The sequence below is a fragment of the Paenibacillus sp. J22P169 genome, assembly GCF_059691995.1.
This window is the reverse complement of record NZ_JCAUAO010000001.1, coordinates 2817968-2834580: the sequence shown is the minus strand read 5'-3', so window position 1 is coordinate 2834580 and position 16613 is coordinate 2817968. Positions and strand designations below refer to the sequence as shown.

Here is a 16613-nt window from a genome sequence, read left to right as displayed (position 1 = left end):
TAACGTTCCTCGTTAGTTTAACGAATGATTACATGTTCCCTTTAAAAATCTCGATTAATACATCTTCGATTTTATTAGTTATTTCTTCTAAGTTTCGTGAATTAAAGCGATAAATTGGCTGGTTCCAATCCGGATCTCCTCGCAGTGAATCAATAACCAAGAGGATATATTATTAACACTCCTAATATTAGGATCCATCTGTTTGCTGAATTATAGTTCCTCAACTATTGTAAATGAGAAAAGAACCATCCGCGACTGGATGGCTCCTAGAATTTGATACTGGATTAATCTTCGTAAATAACGACAGACTGGGTCTCTGACTCCCATTTAACTGCTGCTTTTAAGGCTTCGCTTACAAAACGAACCGGCACAACCGTGCTGCCGTTTTCAATCGCTGCTGGAACTTCGAGAGTAACTTCATTCCCATTGACAGTTGCTGTCTTACTATCAATAAAGAGTTTCACTGTGATACCATCACGTGTAACAGTAACTGAACGCTCTTCTTCATTCCAGGTAACCGTTGCTTTCAACGCCTCAGAGATAGCGCGGAATGGAACTAAAGTGTTGCCTTCGCGGATAAATGGAGCTACCTCGAAAGTTGGCTCTTCACCGTTTACGTATAATTTCACACCTTTTTTCCCTAGTTTATCGTACAATTTACCAAGTTTTTTGTAAGAATCAAGATTTGTAACGTTTGCAATAATAGCTTCCTTTTGAACGTAAACCGCGTCGGTTACGCTCCCGGTTCTATCTAACAGATCAGCAAACGCCGATAAGGCTGCGTCCTTCTCTTTGATGGCCTCAAGCTCAGCTTTCATTTCAGCAGTAAGCTGAGTCTCGTATTTTGTCAAAAGAAGCTCGGCAATAACAGCCCCTGCAGGCTTGTCCTTCACATTGTTGATCGCGTTGAGCAGCCCCTTGTATCCATTATGACCTTGATTGCCATAAGTATCGGATGTAACAGTCACATCCAATTTATCATTCACCTTGAGATCAACGTTAACTTTCACATTATCCGACTTGCCCTCATTAGCATTGCTTGTTTCGGATTTTGCAAATGCCGATCCTGCCATAAGGCTCGTTGCCAGTACACATGACGCGATAACCATCCATCTTTTTTTCATCTTTTTACGCCTCCTAAGTTGTCTACGTTAATATATTCGGATTCTTCTTCTATTTTTGTGAGGGTATACTTACTCTACAAATATTATTTCACAGTATTCCCTAAGCTGCCTTGTGGCAGCCTATTTGTTTGTTTAGCTATTGTTACCGTTACGCACCTAATCCTACCTGCCCCCTAAAAATACTTTTGAATCTCGTATACCTTAGTATCAGCTGCAGCTAAAATACCTTAATAAGGCGGTAATACTCATGATATTGAAGTTAACAAAAGAGTCCAAAAGAAACAACCTTCTCGCTAAGAGCGTCATGCTCAGCATACTCGTTTTTAGCGTGGGTACCGGTAACGTATTGGCTTCGGAGATTACAACAACAACAGCACCGTCGTCTAATCCCACATCCGTGAGCGTCACCCAGAATACGTCTGTCTCCTCGCAAGCAGGCACGACTTTGAACGAATCCGAAACGGAGACTCCAGATCTTTTGCCCGGAGACTTCTTCTATTTTGTAAAAACAATGTACGAAAGTATTCGAATGGCCCTAACTGTCAATGACGTAAAGGAGGCACGACTGCTTACCGCATTTGCCCAAGAGCGACTAAAAGAAGCGAACGCCTTAATGGCTCAAGGAAAATCGAATGAGGCGAGTCTATCTCTTCAGAAGTCACTGGAAACTCAGCAAAGTGCTGTTCAAAAAACAGACCAGGCTACTGGTATTTCGATAACCGTTAAGACTACGCTAGCAGAAAATACGACCCAAGCGGCGGCTACTGAAGCAGAGGCTTCAACACATAAAGATATTGCAACAACAATCGCAACTATATCGAGCAGTGAACAGACAGCAGATCCTGAGCAGACCGAAGACGTGACCACTCCTGTAAAGGAAGTTGAAAATCCGGAGCAGGTCCTGAAGGTAAAGACCGATTTGCAGCATAACATTCTAGCCCTGACCTCGGCATTGGAAAAGGCGGGGAATCCGAAAGCCCAGCTAGCTTTAATGAAAAATATAGAGAAGTCGTTTACTCATCTAGATAAAAAACTGGCCAAAATCGAACGTAAAGAGAAACTGGGGCAGGAGAATGAAAACGTTACAGCTAAGGAAGAGCAGTTCATTGCTCCGCTGGTTCCATCACCAACCTCAACACCAGTTCCAACGCCAGTTACAAAGGAGCCTGTCTCGGACCAAAAGATACAGGAGCACTTCGTAACGGAAAAGGCAGATCAAACGAAGAAGGGCGAAGACAAACAGGATATAGATAAATCTAGTATAGCAAAAGAGAAAAAGAACCATAGCCAACACAAAGGCGGCGAAAAAGGGAACGGCAACGGACACGACTACGGCAACAAGAACGAGAAAAATAAAGGTAGCAAACAAGATTAATACCATGTAAAAAACCGTCAGTGAGAAACTGACGGTTTTTCTTGTTTTATCAATGTACCTAGCTTTCTTATATGTAACCTCTAAACCTCTAGGCGAGACTCTGCCTTTAATTCGATTGCTTTTTACCAGCTGTGCGTACTACTATGTCCGCTACTGATTAAAATCACCAACAGCCTTGATAAAGTAAGTAATTCGTCTCAATATTTCATTTACCTCTGGATAATTTTTGGGGACCTATCTACAAAGTGGATGAGACAACAGCGAAGGAATTAATAGTAACCCCTTATTTTACCATAATTATGGAATAACAAAACTTGATTGTTACGTTAATCTGCCCGTTAGTTCAATAAAAAGAACGCTCCCGCACCTTCGCTTGGGCTACGTCCTACACCATTCGAACACTTGACATCTAAAGATATTCAATATCATTGTTGCATAAAACCTTTGTCGCTCCTTTTTGGCTACTGCTGTGGTGTTTCAAAAGCAAATATAAAGTCTTTTCGAAAATCTCATGATCATCTAGGATACTATTCAGAAATATCTGGTAACAATCGGTGGATAGCTCCTTATATATTCCACTGATATCCCCAAGTGGTAATCTAACTATGTCTACGTTTAGAATTTTCGCCAATTCATATGCATTGTCTTCTGCGTCACTTATCTTCTTTTTGTGCAAATAAAATCATCCCCTGAGGTATGTATTCTTTAAAAGATTATTCGTGAATACTCTCTTAAATTGAGTATACACGAACAAATGTTCTATTAATATCGGATTTAGGAAAAATTTAGGTGGAATTAGTCTTACTATCTCAAATCTAAGTTAAACAGAATTGCTACTCTTTCTTAGCGCTCCATCTTTGATTACCTAACAATACTGGGGAAGAGCCGGATATTGTCGGTGGATATAGGACTAAAGATGCAAAAAAAAATTATGATTCCATCAATCGACAAACAATACTTCAGATTGCGTTTATAATCTTGGTTATATCACAGCAATATTCCATCAGAGTTTACACCGAAACATAACGATCGTTCCAAGTTTTCTTTTATTTGCACCTAAAAGGAGAATAGATTTTATGAGAAAAAAATTTGCTATGTTGGTCGCTTTGATGTTGATTTTATCTTGTTTTTCTATTGGTTTTGCCTCTGCCAAAGAAAGCGAGCCGATGAGTAGTGATTTTGTCAAAGGCTTTACGTATACGCTTCCGGAAGGTTACGAAGACGCCGGATTTTCTTTTGGTCCCAGCGGCACGGTGTACATCACCGCAAAGAATTCATCTGAACAACGTTTTCAAATTATTTCTCTTGATAAACGTGGAGATTTTCTATGGGATTATCTCGGAAAAGCTGGAGAAATACTCAACAAAGTGCCTGACTCAGAAGGAAATCTTTTTGTATTATCTGGGAAACCCGATTTAGATAAGACGCTTCATTTTATAACCAGCAGCGGTGTCTTAAAGTGGTCAAAACCCCTAAACGGTGAATACGGACTAGAAGTGCTCGGAGACCTCGCGATCCTAAGAAATCCAAATATGGATACAGCGATAAAGATAGATCGAAATGGAGAAGTAATTTCCCGTCTCAACGTAGATGGTAAAACTCGTATTGGATTGCTGGACAGATCTAATGTATACTCGACTACAACTTCAGAAGGTACTGATAGAAAAGAGCGCTGGTACAGAGGTGATGAGTTACTCTTTGAAGACACGTACTCTATCGCAAATAATGTAGGCAGATATGCTTCGGAATCTGCTGACGGTAAGCACGTATTTTATGCAGATTGTCAGCATTCCAATAGCAAATGCACACTTTTCTCTAAAAATTTAGATGGTACTATCAATTGGTCAACCCCACTTACTTTTTCAACAGAGATCATACAAGCTTTACCAAGTGGAAAAATTGCGGTAAATTCTCTAGTTCGTAACCATCTTTATGTTTTTGATGACAAAGGAGAACTTCAGTGGGACTATACCACACCCAAATATCAATATGCCTCCTTTATACACCTGTATCACATAAAGGATAAGATTTACTGGGGTTCATTTATATTTGACTTGGATGGCAATCTACTTGCCAAACTACCCTATCCAGAGCCGCGGTATTATTATGACGATCAAGGCATTTTGTATATTGCCGAAAGCGACCGCGCTACAAACCGAATTTTAGTTACGCAGTATACACCAAAACTGATTGACCTTGCTAATCACTGGGCTTACACATCTGTGAAAACTCTGTCCTCAAAAGGGATTGTTAACGGCTTTGAAGATGGGCTCTTTCACCCCGAAGACTCTATAACAAAAGAACAGTTCGTTAAAATGCTTGCTTCGGCTTACAACACGACTCCTACCAACCCAGTCAAACAGCCATTTAAAGACGTGACGCCTGATCGTTGGTCCGCTACATATATCGAATCTGCTTATTCAAACCAAATTATTAGCAGTGAAGAAGGCGTAGCATTTCACCCAGGAGATAATATTACGCGTCAGCAAGCCGCAGTGTATCTAGCACGAGCAGCAAAATTAAAAGCAACTGTAACTAGCGACTTTAAAGATGCGTCCTCGGTAACGTTCCATCCGGAACTCGTTGCAGCTGCCAAAAATGCTGGTTTTATTAACGGCTATGAAGATGGCACGTATAAACCGGGTCAGACGATTACACGCGCTGAAGCCGCTGCTATTATCGACCGGGCAATAAAATCGAAATAAAAAAATTAAAAGACGCAAATCAAAAAAGATAAATAATAATATACAAGACTGGAAGTAGATGGTAATATTACTCTTGTACCGAAAGCATCGGACAAAAAGAAAGCCCTGAGGGAAAGCATCCCCTAGGGCTTTTTTTATTTCTTATATTTGCATCAGATATCGTTATTGCTGCTACTTTTTTGACTATTGTTATTACTTGGTTTTTGATTTTTTTGCTTTTCTGATTTCACACTTTTCTTTTGATTTGTCATGACATTAGCCCACCTATCTGAGTTATTGAAAACATAAATATTGTACTCATCTAAGGGGTAATGTAAGCAGCCACTTTGTACCAATTACTAATTATCATCGAGCAACAAATATGGTTCCATAGCTGTATCAAAAACTATTACTTGCCCACCATCGCCATACACCATGTCATTCACTTCTATATGGCTCAGCGTCTTCTCTTCGCCTGTAACATTATGTTTGACGCGGTATTCCATGATCTCATCCCCTAAACAATAAACTCCTCGAACACTGGCAGCCGCATTGCTCCGGACTTATACCAATCTCGATATTTTACTTTGCAGCGAACGACCGGTTGCACATATACATGTTCCTTGCTCTCCCCGCTTTTATAAGCCTGAAATACAGGCCACATGGATTGGCGAGCTGACGGGGTTATTCCCAGTTCCATTGCACCGATCGGGCGGATCTTATCACCCTCAGGATAACCGAGAAGCCACGAATGTTCCTTCTTGCTATATCCCGTTATGAAGACTTCTGTCCCCTGATAATTAATTACCTTTTGCCATGACCAGGAACGAATAGATTTAATCGAGCGTAGATCTGTTTCATACTTCGAATTCTTCTTTTTTATCACAATACCTTCAAGGCCATGCTGGCAAACGATATCAAAGAAACTCTCAGCGCTGCCCTGTATCGGTCGAACGATTCTATAATGCTCTGTCTCTTGAAGTGTATCTTCAAGCAGCTGCTTGCGACGCTCTAACGGCAATCCCGTTATATCTACGCCGCGGTGGTACAAGATGTCAAAGGCCATAAAGACAACAGGCTTTCGCATCTTACTGGATCGGAATCCCGCATTGGTCGCTTCAAAATCCGCTTTCCCTTGTTCGTCCAGGACCACAATTTCACCATCCAGAATAGTTCCTTTAGGGATAGGCGGATTGTGCAACTCGGGATATTTAGCTGTTGCATTTGTGTTTTTTGTATATAGATTTAGTTCATCCAAATTAGAAACGATCAATCTTATACCGTCCCACTTAAGCTCTGCAAAGTAGGTGGAAGGATCATCAAAAGGCTGTGGTTAATTAATGGCGTGGATTACTCCTAAAGTGGACTGGAACGAAAACGATTGGATTAATTACTCTGACTGGAATCGTATTGAGAACAACATACTTGAATTAAAAAATTATCTCACGAGCATCCAGTACAACATACAGCGGTTGGGAGAAAGACATGGGCATTACTCCCTTTATGCCTCGATCACCATGAAACGATTCGGTTAGAAACGTTGAAGTATTACGCCAACAGAATGCCGTATGAACATCGCCAATATTACTTGCAAATAGCCAGGCTAATTAAAGAGATAACTCCTTTGTATGCACAGACTGTTACTAAGAATGGCACTGCTGTGAAGAAGCCAATGCCCGTTAATGGCGGTGGTAGTCATTAGATATGTAGGGGTCGATCCAGCTACTAAAACGGGATTTGTAGCTTTAGATGAGCGAGGAAACGTGCTTGAGGCTGAGGATTTAAAAGGTAAAGGAAAGCCGCCTTTAGATATCCCGCAACTCGTATCACTCGAAGATATGCTCTTTAAGAGACTAATGAAGGGTGATGAAGTTGTAATTGAGGCTGCGGCGCCAGGTACCCAAAAAGGGATTACAACAGGGATGGTCCACGGCGGTCTCCGATCAATGATCTATCGTAAGCAATTAGCCTTTAATATCGTATCGCCAAACTCAGTGAAAAAGTATGTCGGAGTAACTGGTTGGACTACGGATGAAAACGGAAAAAAGCGCAGACTCGTGGATAAAGAGAAGAAAGCAGCAATGGCCCTAGCAGTCGAACAACACTTTGGCTTTACACACAAGTCAGATAACGTGGTTGATGCTTATGTGATCGCTCGTATTGCTTGGAATGTGTATCGCCGCAGAGAACTGCTTCCAGAACTAGACCGGATGCCTTATCAGTTAGAAGTAATCAAATCTGTGCTAGACAGCACTGAAAACTAAAACCAAAAGGATGAGTGATCTTATATGACAACTATTAAAACAACGGCAAATATCAAGAAAATTACGAGTGGCAAAGGTGTAGAGATCGTTCTTTCACTACCATCCAGCGTTAGCCTTGATGAATTGAGCGAGCTGAAGCAGCGCGATGAGTTCTACATTTCACTCGGGGTTTCACAAATGGAAGTGCGCGATTACCTGGAACCGCGTCGCGGATATCAAGCAAAAGTGGAAGGATCAGGCGTAGTGCAGTCGGTTAAGTCTGATGAAGAGGCCGACGAAGAAGGCGAGCAGCTGGCGATAGAAGATGTAGAGACTGAAGCGACAGATGCAGAACAATTCGACGAGATTAATGAGGACGATACAGAGCAGATCGATTCAGAAACTGAGGAAACTGCTGCAGAGACTGAGAACGACGGCGAGCCCTCCGAGGATGAGCTTGAAATCGAGTCGATGGAAAGTGAAATTTCTCAGGAAGAGCGTGAACAGCCGGTAGACCCTGATGCTCCCCTATCGTTCGTGGATAGCAACGAAGTAGACAACTGGTAATCAGTCAATGCCCCTGCTGCGGCGGGGGCTCCTATAAAGGAGGGCTAACTCACCATGAACAAACTCAAAGTCGAGATAAAACTCCTACCTGTTATTGTAATTCGAAAGAGGACGTATAGGGCCAGTAACTTTACATGGAACATCAAAGGCAAGAAGTGGGCAGAGGTTGATTGTTGGATCGAAGGAAAAGGCTGGCAAGTCGTGCATGACTACGATCAGATCACAATGGTGGCTAGGCTGCTATGGGATCAAAGATAAAATGAGGAGGCGTGATTAGATGAAGAACTTAACAAAAATGTACGAGATGCAGAAGGTATTGGATGCAAAGATCATCGAGGAAAAAGGTTTGCAAGACATGGATAGGCTGCCTTACTTGATCCTGGCGCTTCAGGTAGAGCTCGGGGAATGTGCGAATGAATGGCGCGGGTTCAAGTATTGGAGTAAGGGTCGGGAACCGCGTACTGAGAAGATGCTTACCGAATACGTTGATTGTCTCCACTTCATCTTGTCGATCGGGTTGCATTTGGATCTCAGCGATTCAGTTTATAAAAATCTAGATGATGACGAGTTAACAGGAACCATAGAAGCATTCCAGCATGCTTTTAACTGGATAGTGAACTTGGAGTATTACAGAAAGATTAGTGTATCCGGTACGCGCAAGTGTTACGAAAGTCTGGTATGTGTCTTCATTACACTTGGTGAACTCCTTGGATTCACCTGGGAACAGATCGAAGCTGCCTACATGGACAAAAACGCAGTCAATCATGAGCGGCAAGCTACTGGATATTGATTATGGACTACATAAAACTTCTACCATACGAAGTCCCTATTTATGAAGGTGTTAAGGCTGGCAAGAAGCTGCCGCAAATCATCAAGGAAATAAATGATAAGGATCGTAAAACGTATGGATACGCCAAAAGAATGGTTGATCTTGGGATACTAAACCGCGAAGGATCAGCAAAGCATTATATCTATTCTGTAGTTGATATGCCATATGTGGTCGTAGAAGAGCGTAAACAAAGTGAATATCTCGAAGTGGAAGATAAACTCCTCAACGGGTTGGCTGACATAAAGATTAGTGATGCTGTTTCGCAGAAGATCCGAGACAACCTGAATACATCGAGCAGAACCTCGCTGGCGAAGGAGTTAGGAGTCACGAAGCTGCAGCTTAATCATGTGATGAATGAGATGACTTATAAGAAGAAGCTGTCGGGGAAGAAGTTAGATACTTAATGAATACGAATGTTCGTAGTAGATCCATATTGTGAAAGAAAGTGTGCCATTTGAAGAAATGCAGCGAATGCGAATTTAGGCGGTGGGCAGCCGCCTTGAATGCACATACATGTAAGCATGAAAAGGGTTGGCGATTATTTTTAAAGGCTCGACTAGTCCGCACAAGTGCCCTCTTAAAACTAGTACCTATAAATCTCACGGAGCATTCTAATGTACAGTTCGACCGGAAAAGTGAAGTCAGGCGTGTTGATTCATATTGTTCAATAGAAAGGGCGGTAAGACATGAAGTCTGTTGCATAGTTTGATCCTTACTAATCAACTTGGCTGAGAATATCCCTACTGTAAATATCATAAGGAATGAGGATTACTCTACCCGTAGGGAGTCTTAAATACTCATCATCATAGGGATCATAGATAAACCCTTCGTCTTGAATTACAAAGGACTTCCATTCTTCATAGGATAACCTTAACGAAATCCGGTATTTAATGGCCTCAATTTCTTCATCAGTATATCCTAGTGCTTTCACATCGTTTTCCAGATCCGAACTCATAAACCGCACCACCTTTTTTCTTTGATTGTAGCAGGTGGTGTAGAACTTTTCCACTAACAAATGCGCACTACTACACAGTACGACGATACAACATATTGAATATTAAGTTTCATAAGGAGTGACCCAGCATGATCGTAAGACTTATGGTCCACGACAACTTCACGGAGAAATTATTACTCGCCAACATGTTCATGTGGGGATTTTTCTTAGGAGTGACCTATCAGAGGGATAGAATGTAAATTAGCATGAAAGGAGTCGCCTATGCAACCAATCCTAAACGAATCAGCCACAATCCTTAAAGGTGCTTTAGCTGGCAAGAGCGGAACAGTAACCGAATACTACAGCATTGAGAAAGAAGCAGTTATCGAGATTGATCAGTATACAACAATTATCACACCAGTCGGGAACATCAAGCAGGACTTATAACAATGGTTGCGGGTGTATCTATAGGGACAGGTATGCCCGCGAGGTAACGAAAACTAGCAAGACCGTAAGTAAATGTAACGGAGAATAACTCCAGCAAAGGAGTGACCCTTGAATTGGCACAGTTAAATTTGGGTGATGACTTTCTGAAGGACATCGATAGAGAGTTGACACAAAAGGCTGTTGAGCGGTATTTGGCGGAGTATCGGATGTATAAGCACATTGATTTCGAAGCCCGCGAGGCTACAATCACAGCATCGTACACACCAACAGAAAGCCAACGTTCGAACGTCACGACAGATCAAACAGCCAATATCGCGATTTTCAACGTTGATGAGCCGGCCAGGAGGAAGAAGCACTGCGAGAGGTTAGAGGTAGCTGTACGGAAGTTACCAAGACTTGAACGGTTTTTGATGGAGAAACGTTATCTGGCCGACGATGCGGACTATCTTAAGGACTATCAAGTGTACTGCCATGAGTTCAGCCCACCGATCGGTGAGACGTTCTACAGGAAGATTAGGAATAAGGCGTTCTATAAGATAGCGCTGGCTTTGGATATTGAAGTGTATAAGGTGAGTATAGCGGCGGAAAAGAAGACGAGTAAAGAGAAGTAATCATACAAGATGGTGATTGCATTAGATATAAGTAAAGAATCGTTCGAGGGAAGAGCAATGAGAATGAGTGAACCCAAGAAAAGCCTTGAAGAGTATCCAGAAGTATTAAGCGCGGATCATATCAAAGAGTTTTTAGGGAGTGGCCGGGATCAGTCTTATAACCTTCTTAAGTCGGGAAAGTTTCATGTCGTCCAGGTTGGTAGAAGAGTTTTCGTGGATAAAGAGATATTTAAGAAGTGGCTGCAAGGCGCATAGATAGATGGAGGAGGGGATAACCCTTCTCTTTTTTTGTTCCAAAAATGGCACCAAATTATTCTTTAGTGGACTAACGGGCACCAATATGGCACCAATTCGTCCCCAAGCAGGTAAATATACAGTTTATGCATAACCGTAAAATAAGAAAAACCCCTGATTCCTCAAGGGTTTTCGTGTATGGAGCCTAGGGGGATCGAACCCCTGACCTCATCGCTGCCAGCGAAGTTATTTTAATAAAATGCGTTAATTTGGCTTAAAATCAGGCGATTTAACGTATCTAAATTAACGAATAACTCCCTTGTTAAAAACTAATGTGAACATTTGTGAACAATTAGGGTAATGCACGTGGTCGCTTTACATTAAGAAGTTTTTACAATATAATTAGAGGAAATTGTTCATATTTACTTGACGAACAAAAATGGTTAATGTCTGTCTTAAAAAGACATTTTAAATCTTATTCAACATGAAAATTATGTATTAAATGTACATAATTAACTACATATTATTATCGAATCGATAGTGGTCGCTGGAAGCACCAGGACACATGGATTGCACCTCGCAATCTTTGTGTCCTTTTTATTTAAAATTTCATTTTCATGAAAAAGTAATATATCCGAACAATGTTAGGAGGGGTGGAGAATGACAAAGTTTAATGTTAGTGCGCCAAAGTTAGATAGACTTCTACTTAGAGATTTCGCTAACAAAAAGCTCGAACTCACAAAAACAGCCATTAACCTCATTATCCGCCTAACCCCCTATATTGATCGTGATGGCCGTATACATATGGACGAAGAAGTTCTAAGGAAAGAAATGGTTTGCGACCGCCATGTATTTAAACGTGCACTTAATGAATTGATAGAAACTACATACAAAGGTAAGAAACTGTTATCCAGCGTCAATGGGTACTATGTTTCTGGTTTTCATGTGTCTTCAAACGGTGAAAACACGTACCAGAGGAGTTTGCCCATCCTCTTTGCAAGCGAATTTTTAAATTTAACATTGAACCAAACACGTCTTTTCTTGTATATCCTGACTTCAAATATTCGTAATCAATACAACAAGGTTGCCATTGAAAACTTATACGACAACAAGCTTCATGACAGCAAACATGGTTTGCGTGTTTATGATGCCTATAAAAGGGTGTCTGATGATATATTAGTCCTTAATGATAAAGGGCTAATTAACATCCGTATCCCAAAAGGCGATTCCTCTTATTTAACGTTGGAAGGATCTAATCTTGAACACAAAAATCTATTCCATCGTACTTGTGATTTTGTTAATAACAGAAAAGGAAGAACAAGCAAATATAATAAACATAAGCATGTGATCGGATTAAGAGTAAATCCTAATGTATTTAACCAGCCGTCGATTATTAATCACGCAAGTGAAGTAGAATTTCGCATGTTTGCTGACCGCTATCAGTTGTTCCACGAGGACTTGAGAGGCGAGACGATTAATTACATTACCGGCAGGAAAAATAAATTTATGGAATTGTTCGGACAAGCCGGGTTGGATATGTACCGATATTCCTTAAAGAAATATTTTCAAGAGAAAAACTCTGATGTTCTTTATTACGATCTTCAAGGGAAAGCTGCGAATCACTTTTCTGACTTCTATCTATTAGAGGAGGTCAAAAAGGTTATTTTAGGTGCGCTCAAATCAGCGATAGGGGAGGGGGTAACTGAGGATGTTGCAGGCTACAACCTGGATGAAGTATCTATTCCAAAATTAGTAGATTATTTCATCACTTACTCCAGTGATGAACATAAAGTTCTCATTGATCAGGATATTCAAATGATCAAATATGCCCATGAACTCATGCATCCAGATTCATTATCAAGCGACGAACCTTGGACAATCTTACACGAATCCATAGAAACGGTTTACATTCGACATGGTATAACATTACAACAAATGGTCGCTAAAGAATTTAGAAGCAATGAAATGGTTCCAACGCTCGAGGCGTTAGCCAAAATAAATACTAGAGAGCTTATTGTATCTTTAGCTAAAAAATCACTTCTTTCACAACAAAAAGATCTTGAGGAAGAGACTAAAAAGATCAAACAAGTTGTTCGGTTCTTTAAAAAGAAGAGCTTACCATTCGAGTATAAACTTGATAAGGAAAAACCAAAGGAATCCAAACTCGTGCACACGAAAGAGAAACCTTTATACAGTTGGATATTAGAAAGATAAGCTGTTGTCACTTTTTTTAAAAAAGTTGGACAAACGGCTTTTTCGCTATTCACATAAGGATAGATCGTGTAGAAACACAATCAGATGCATCCCCAGAAAATAATTTTAAACCTGCCATGGAAGCAAGAATAAGCCATGACAGGTTTTTTTTAAGCCTAGTCATCCAATTTTATACAAAATGATTCAACTAACGTTTAATACGAATTTATTATCATAGATTAGAATAAAGCTTTCTGTTTAAAAATCAATTTAGGTAAATAGTAATAAATTTTATGACTTCTACATCAAATGACCTAAACAAAAATTCTATTTTCTGAAAAATCAAAAATTTAGGTAACCCCTTATCTCTTAAGGAGTTTAGCCAACTATAATAACGTTGCGATTGATTCACTATGGTTTTTGTTATGTATTTTGTTTATGAAATATGTAATAAAAACTGTAATGAAAATTGTTATCTATCCATCTGCAAAGAGAATGAAATTTTTTTCATTTTCATTTCTTACTTTATTTAATAACTATGTTTTAATCCATTTTAATAAGTTGTTACGTGAATAATTCGACGTATAAGAGCTCAATTCCCTGGGGTTACTGGGCTTGTTCCTAAAATAATCTGTATGCGATAGATGTATCTAATCCAAAATAACTCTGACAGGCCCGTGAAGCCTTACTTTAGCCTTGAATGAAAAATCCACTTGAAGGTCTGTTGGGGCACTCACAAGGCAAATATAGGGACGGGAACAACTTTGTAATTTGCCGCGGTATTTAGACCTTACGGCTTTCAAGATGGGGCATTTCGAAATATCTAAAGTTTTCCAGTTTTAATTAGACGGTTGCTTGCAGTGCGCTTTATGTAAATTATAATAACCATTTTTTAAAGCTGAGTGTCCAGGTATATCTGTTGCAATCCGAAAATCGAATCGGTGATCTTAGATGGATTTGAACTTGTTTACTTCAGAGTTTAGTGAAAAATAATCTTTGTACCTCTTTCTTGCCAGATACTTCTCAATTTGTTTAAATAAATATATAAACAATCCAATATCAAAATTGAATAATCAATCATAGTGGGAGCACCATTAAAATGTCTACGAAATAAGTAGATCCATTTTATGGTGCTCTTTGTCTATGGTATGCCTGTTTTTGATAGGGTAAACAAACTATTAGAGGTGACATGATGAAAACTGAAAATTTTATTACCATTTATGCTGCAAGTAAACAATGGGGCATTGCAGAAGAATTCTTTGGGGTTTTGAAGTCCTTTCCAAAATACGCTAGTTGGTTTAAGGGGGATGCTTTAAGGTATGGCGAAGATTTAGTATTAGCAAGCACTTCGGCTAGAATTAAAGAGCTGTATACAAAAACGGTTCAGCAATTTAATGAATATAATAGGGATCCTCAATATATAAATATTGGGACTCTTATTAGAGGTGTATTGCAAACAAGTTCTGAGATTAAAGTAATGATTGATTCAGATAAATACAATCATTTGTATGTTAAGATCTTGCGGCATAAAAAGGTCGATCCTGTTTTTGGACCGTATATATATTTCTTTAAGCATGAGTTTTTAGAGAAATGCGAGTACCTTACTACGAGTTTTATAGTAAAAGCACTTAGAAAAAGGGGGATTCAAATTTCAACTTCTACTATATTGGGGCTCAAGAATAACGGTGAATTGACATCAAATGTTAATCAATATGGACAGGATACGTTATCTTTAAATGAGGCTGAAATTCTTGTAATAAAAAGTAAGAAAGAAAAAGCAACAGTATCAGCAAAAACTCTCTATATAAACTCAAACTTTAATCACCTTAATAATTTCCAACAACAAATGATTGAAGATTACTTATCTTATCGAGCAGAAGGTGGGCGTATCTCACATAATAACTTTAAGCATAAATTGCATATAGCGAATAAAGAAGATACCTTTAAATTTTTAAAAAGTGGATTAAGTACATTCTTCTTCCGCGTAATTTGTGATCGGTGCGGAATAAAGCAGATGCAGAAAATGAGATATGCTTCATTAAGTGAGAAAGAAAAAGATCTTTATAAACCTGATGTTTTTAATCCGCTTGAAATAGAGACGAACGATGTTATTGCATATACAGCAATATTGAAAACAACAACTGCAGTTGGCATATACCAAATTCTCAAACCTTTCTTCACATGGATCTTGCAGAATAAGAAAGCAGAAGCTACGACAAAAGAAAAGTGGTTTGAATATATGCAATTGGAAAGAAGGATTGAATCCTTTTTGAATAAGTTCCCAAGAAGTTTTAACAAGCAAACTGATAGGGAATTTATCATGCATAAAAATAAGTTATTTCTGACTCGTGAACAAGCGATTAACGTAAAAATAAAATTATTAAACGATCCTCGGGCTGAGGATCCATTTAAAGATGCAACTATTTGGGAACTATGTTTTGTTAGCGGTCTACGTCCCTATGAGGTTAATAAACTAAGAATCGAACACTTTATGTTAGACGATAACGGATTCTTAGACATTAATCACAGAGGTTGGGGGGTACTACTTTATCCTAAGGATGCATCCAATCAAGAAAGATGTCCATCTCATCCTAGCTTTGGTACTCCAATCCCACCGGGTACAGTAAAGCAGGTGAATGAGTACCTCAAACGTTTATATAGTAAACAATGGAATGAACCTGTCGGGATAGGGTACATGTTTCGGCCTCAAGATGTATTTCCGGAAAATAGGTATAAATCATCGGTTTGGGCTAACAGGGAGCGAGTGAAAGAACATTTAGATTTTCTTAGTCCTGAGCAACGTAAAGATTTTAATCTAAAAGCAGCTCGCCGCAGCATGAATAATTTAATTAATGGCTATACAGTTAAATTTCCTGATGAACGGTTGAATGGTTATATACAAAAAGTAGCAGCAAATATACAAATGCGTCATCAAGTTGCATTGGGTTTTGGTGAAATTACTAATCCAAGACCAATTTCAGAAGAAGATTTTTATGCAGTATTGGAGTATTCGATAAACTTTCCATGGAACTTAAATGAATTGCCAGAATGGGAAAAAAAAGTGATGTAAAGTCATCAAGCAAAATCTCGCACAGTTAATTTCAACAAAATGCACTTACTCCAGTAAATGACGTGAATAGATCAACCATAGTCCTTGAGCTGCATACGCAGGAAACAATCTAAAACCTGTCATGGATCAAAAACATCCATGGCAGGTTTTTTTAAAACCCTGAACTAGCATTTGCAAAGTTATTCTCAAAGTGGTAAACCGTTTAGTTACATGAGCCTTCTAAATTACCTAGCTTGTTTCTAGTTAAGTCGCGGTACTCTTTTGGAATGCGAAAATCGAGTTGTCGTTCATAGATGAATTTG

The 16613-nt window shown here is 39.4% G+C and carries 17 protein-coding genes and 1 pseudogene; 13 read left to right on the top strand and 5 right to left on the bottom strand.

What is annotated here, in order from left to right:
• Window positions 1-284: 284 nt before the first annotated feature.
• Window positions 285-1124, bottom strand: coding sequence for a copper amine oxidase N-terminal domain-containing protein (locus AC58QG_RS12910; RefSeq protein WP_497362421.1), 840 nt, complete (start codon window positions 1122-1124; stop codon window positions 285-287).
• Between the two features lie 247 nt (window positions 1125-1371).
• Here AC58QG_RS12910 and AC58QG_RS12905 point away from each other — a divergent pair, with 247 nt between their 5' ends.
• Window positions 1372-2499, top strand: a complete 1128-nt coding sequence (locus AC58QG_RS12905; RefSeq protein ID WP_497362420.1) for a DUF5667 domain-containing protein — start codon at window positions 1372-1374, stop codon at window positions 2497-2499.
• Window positions 2500-3575: 1076 nt separating this feature from the next.
• Window positions 3576-5204, top strand: a complete 1629-nt coding sequence (locus tag AC58QG_RS12900) for an S-layer homology domain-containing protein (protein WP_497362419.1) — start codon at window positions 3576-3578, stop codon at window positions 5202-5204.
• Between the two features lie 338 nt (window positions 5205-5542).
• On the opposite strand, the gene AC58QG_RS12895 is transcribed toward AC58QG_RS12900, so the two are convergent.
• The 3 genes and pseudogenes from AC58QG_RS12895 to AC58QG_RS12885 form a co-directional block, all read right to left on the bottom strand.
• A complete protein-coding gene (locus AC58QG_RS12895; RefSeq protein ID WP_497362418.1) occupies window positions 5543-5689 on the bottom strand; it encodes a hypothetical protein in 147 nt (48 codons plus the stop codon).
• Window positions 5690-5700: 11 nt separating this feature from the next.
• Window positions 5701-5961, bottom strand: coding sequence for an ATP dependent DNA ligase (locus AC58QG_RS12890; RefSeq protein WP_497362849.1), 261 nt, complete (start codon window positions 5959-5961; stop codon window positions 5701-5703).
• Between the two features lie 75 nt (window positions 5962-6036).
• Window positions 6037-6480 (bottom strand): annotated as a pseudogene (locus tag AC58QG_RS12885) (ATP-dependent DNA ligase); the annotation flags it as partial.
• Between the two features lie 43 nt (window positions 6481-6523).
• Between AC58QG_RS12885 and AC58QG_RS12880 the strand changes: the two are divergent.
• The 6 genes from AC58QG_RS12880 to AC58QG_RS12855 all read left to right on the top strand — a co-directional run bounded on the left by AC58QG_RS12880 (window position 6524) and on the right by AC58QG_RS12855 (window position 9226).
• Window positions 6524-6718 (top strand): hypothetical protein, encoded by a 195-nt coding sequence (locus AC58QG_RS12880; protein ID WP_497362417.1) that lies wholly within the window; start codon window positions 6524-6526, stop codon window positions 6716-6718.
• A 147-nt stretch (window positions 6719-6865) separates the two neighbouring features.
• On the top strand, window positions 6866-7447 hold the full coding sequence (locus AC58QG_RS12875; RefSeq protein ID WP_497362416.1) for a hypothetical protein: 582 nt from the start codon (window positions 6866-6868) through the stop codon (window positions 7445-7447).
• Window positions 7448-7471: 24 nt separating this feature from the next.
• On the top strand, window positions 7472-7993 hold the full coding sequence (locus tag AC58QG_RS12870; RefSeq protein WP_497362415.1) for a hypothetical protein: 522 nt from the start codon (window positions 7472-7474) through the stop codon (window positions 7991-7993).
• 54 nt (window positions 7994-8047) lie between these two features.
• Window positions 8048-8251 carry a hypothetical protein gene (locus AC58QG_RS12865; RefSeq protein ID WP_497362414.1) on the top strand — a complete coding sequence of 68 codons (204 nt, stop codon included), beginning with the start codon at window positions 8048-8050 and terminating at the stop codon, window positions 8249-8251.
• A gap of 19 nt (window positions 8252-8270) precedes the next feature.
• Window positions 8271-8783 (top strand): dUTP diphosphatase, encoded by a 513-nt coding sequence (locus AC58QG_RS12860; RefSeq protein WP_497362413.1) that lies wholly within the window; start codon window positions 8271-8273, stop codon window positions 8781-8783.
• Window positions 8784-8785: 2 nt separating this feature from the next.
• On the top strand, window positions 8786-9226 hold the full coding sequence (locus AC58QG_RS12855; protein WP_497362412.1) for a hypothetical protein: 441 nt from the start codon (window positions 8786-8788) through the stop codon (window positions 9224-9226).
• Window positions 9227-9537: 311 nt separating this feature from the next.
• On the opposite strand, the gene AC58QG_RS12850 is transcribed toward AC58QG_RS12855, so the two are convergent.
• Window positions 9538-9777 carry a hypothetical protein gene (locus AC58QG_RS12850; RefSeq protein ID WP_182301585.1) on the bottom strand — a complete coding sequence of 80 codons (240 nt, stop codon included), beginning with the start codon at window positions 9775-9777 and terminating at the stop codon, window positions 9538-9540.
• Between the two features lie 261 nt (window positions 9778-10038).
• Here AC58QG_RS12850 and AC58QG_RS12845 point away from each other — a divergent pair, with 261 nt between their 5' ends.
• From AC58QG_RS12845 to AC58QG_RS12825, 5 genes are all read left to right on the top strand, one after another.
• Window positions 10039-10203 (top strand): hypothetical protein, encoded by a 165-nt coding sequence (locus AC58QG_RS12845; RefSeq protein WP_497362411.1) that lies wholly within the window; start codon window positions 10039-10041, stop codon window positions 10201-10203.
• Window positions 10204-10316: 113 nt separating this feature from the next.
• Window positions 10317-10814, top strand: a complete 498-nt coding sequence (locus AC58QG_RS12840) for an ArpU family phage packaging/lysis transcriptional regulator (protein ID WP_497362410.1) — start codon at window positions 10317-10319, stop codon at window positions 10812-10814.
• 9 nt (window positions 10815-10823) lie between these two features.
• Window positions 10824-11069, top strand: coding sequence for a helix-turn-helix domain-containing protein (locus AC58QG_RS12835; RefSeq protein WP_497362409.1), 246 nt, complete (start codon window positions 10824-10826; stop codon window positions 11067-11069).
• Between the two features lie 639 nt (window positions 11070-11708).
• On the top strand, window positions 11709-13262 hold the full coding sequence (locus tag AC58QG_RS12830; RefSeq protein ID WP_497362408.1) for a hypothetical protein: 1554 nt from the start codon (window positions 11709-11711) through the stop codon (window positions 13260-13262).
• A 1168-nt stretch (window positions 13263-14430) separates the two neighbouring features.
• The gene (locus AC58QG_RS12825) at window positions 14431-16311 is read left to right on the top strand and encodes a site-specific integrase (protein ID WP_497362407.1); all 1881 of its coding nucleotides are present in this window, start codon (window positions 14431-14433) and stop codon (window positions 16309-16311) included.
• The last annotated feature ends 302 nt before the right edge of the window (window positions 16312-16613 follow it).

What these genes read in the sequence shown, in the direction of transcription:
- AC58QG_RS12910 (WP_497362421.1), bottom strand. Translation starts at nt 1,124, where the DNA reads ATGAAAAAAAGATGGATGGTTATCGCGTCATGTGTACTGGCAACGAGC.
- AC58QG_RS12905 (WP_497362420.1), top strand. Translation starts at nt 1,372, where the DNA reads ATGATATTGAAGTTAACAAAAGAGTCCAAAAGAAACAACCTTCTCGCT.
- AC58QG_RS12900 (WP_497362419.1), top strand. Translation starts at nt 3,576, where the DNA reads ATGAGAAAAAAATTTGCTATGTTGGTCGCTTTGATGTTGATTTTATCT.
- AC58QG_RS12895 (WP_497362418.1), bottom strand. Translation starts at nt 5,689, where the DNA reads ATGGAATACCGCGTCAAACATAATGTTACAGGCGAAGAGAAGACGCTG.
- AC58QG_RS12880 (WP_497362417.1), top strand. Translation starts at nt 6,524, where the DNA reads ATGGCGTGGATTACTCCTAAAGTGGACTGGAACGAAAACGATTGGATT.
- AC58QG_RS12875 (WP_497362416.1), top strand. Translation starts at nt 6,866, where the DNA reads ATGGCGGTGGTAGTCATTAGATATGTAGGGGTCGATCCAGCTACTAAA.
- AC58QG_RS12870 (WP_497362415.1), top strand. Translation starts at nt 7,472, where the DNA reads ATGACAACTATTAAAACAACGGCAAATATCAAGAAAATTACGAGTGGC.
- AC58QG_RS12865 (WP_497362414.1), top strand. Translation starts at nt 8,048, where the DNA reads ATGAACAAACTCAAAGTCGAGATAAAACTCCTACCTGTTATTGTAATT.
- AC58QG_RS12860 (WP_497362413.1), top strand. Translation starts at nt 8,271, where the DNA reads ATGAAGAACTTAACAAAAATGTACGAGATGCAGAAGGTATTGGATGCA.
- AC58QG_RS12855 (WP_497362412.1), top strand. Translation starts at nt 8,786, where the DNA reads ATGGACTACATAAAACTTCTACCATACGAAGTCCCTATTTATGAAGGT.
- AC58QG_RS12850 (WP_182301585.1), bottom strand. Translation starts at nt 9,777, where the DNA reads ATGAGTTCGGATCTGGAAAACGATGTGAAAGCACTAGGATATACTGAT.
- AC58QG_RS12845 (WP_497362411.1), top strand. Translation starts at nt 10,039, where the DNA reads ATGCAACCAATCCTAAACGAATCAGCCACAATCCTTAAAGGTGCTTTA.
- AC58QG_RS12835 (WP_497362409.1), top strand. Translation starts at nt 10,824, where the DNA reads ATGGTGATTGCATTAGATATAAGTAAAGAATCGTTCGAGGGAAGAGCA.
- AC58QG_RS12830 (WP_497362408.1), top strand. Translation starts at nt 11,709, where the DNA reads ATGACAAAGTTTAATGTTAGTGCGCCAAAGTTAGATAGACTTCTACTT.
- AC58QG_RS12825 (WP_497362407.1), top strand. Translation starts at nt 14,431, where the DNA reads ATGATGAAAACTGAAAATTTTATTACCATTTATGCTGCAAGTAAACAA.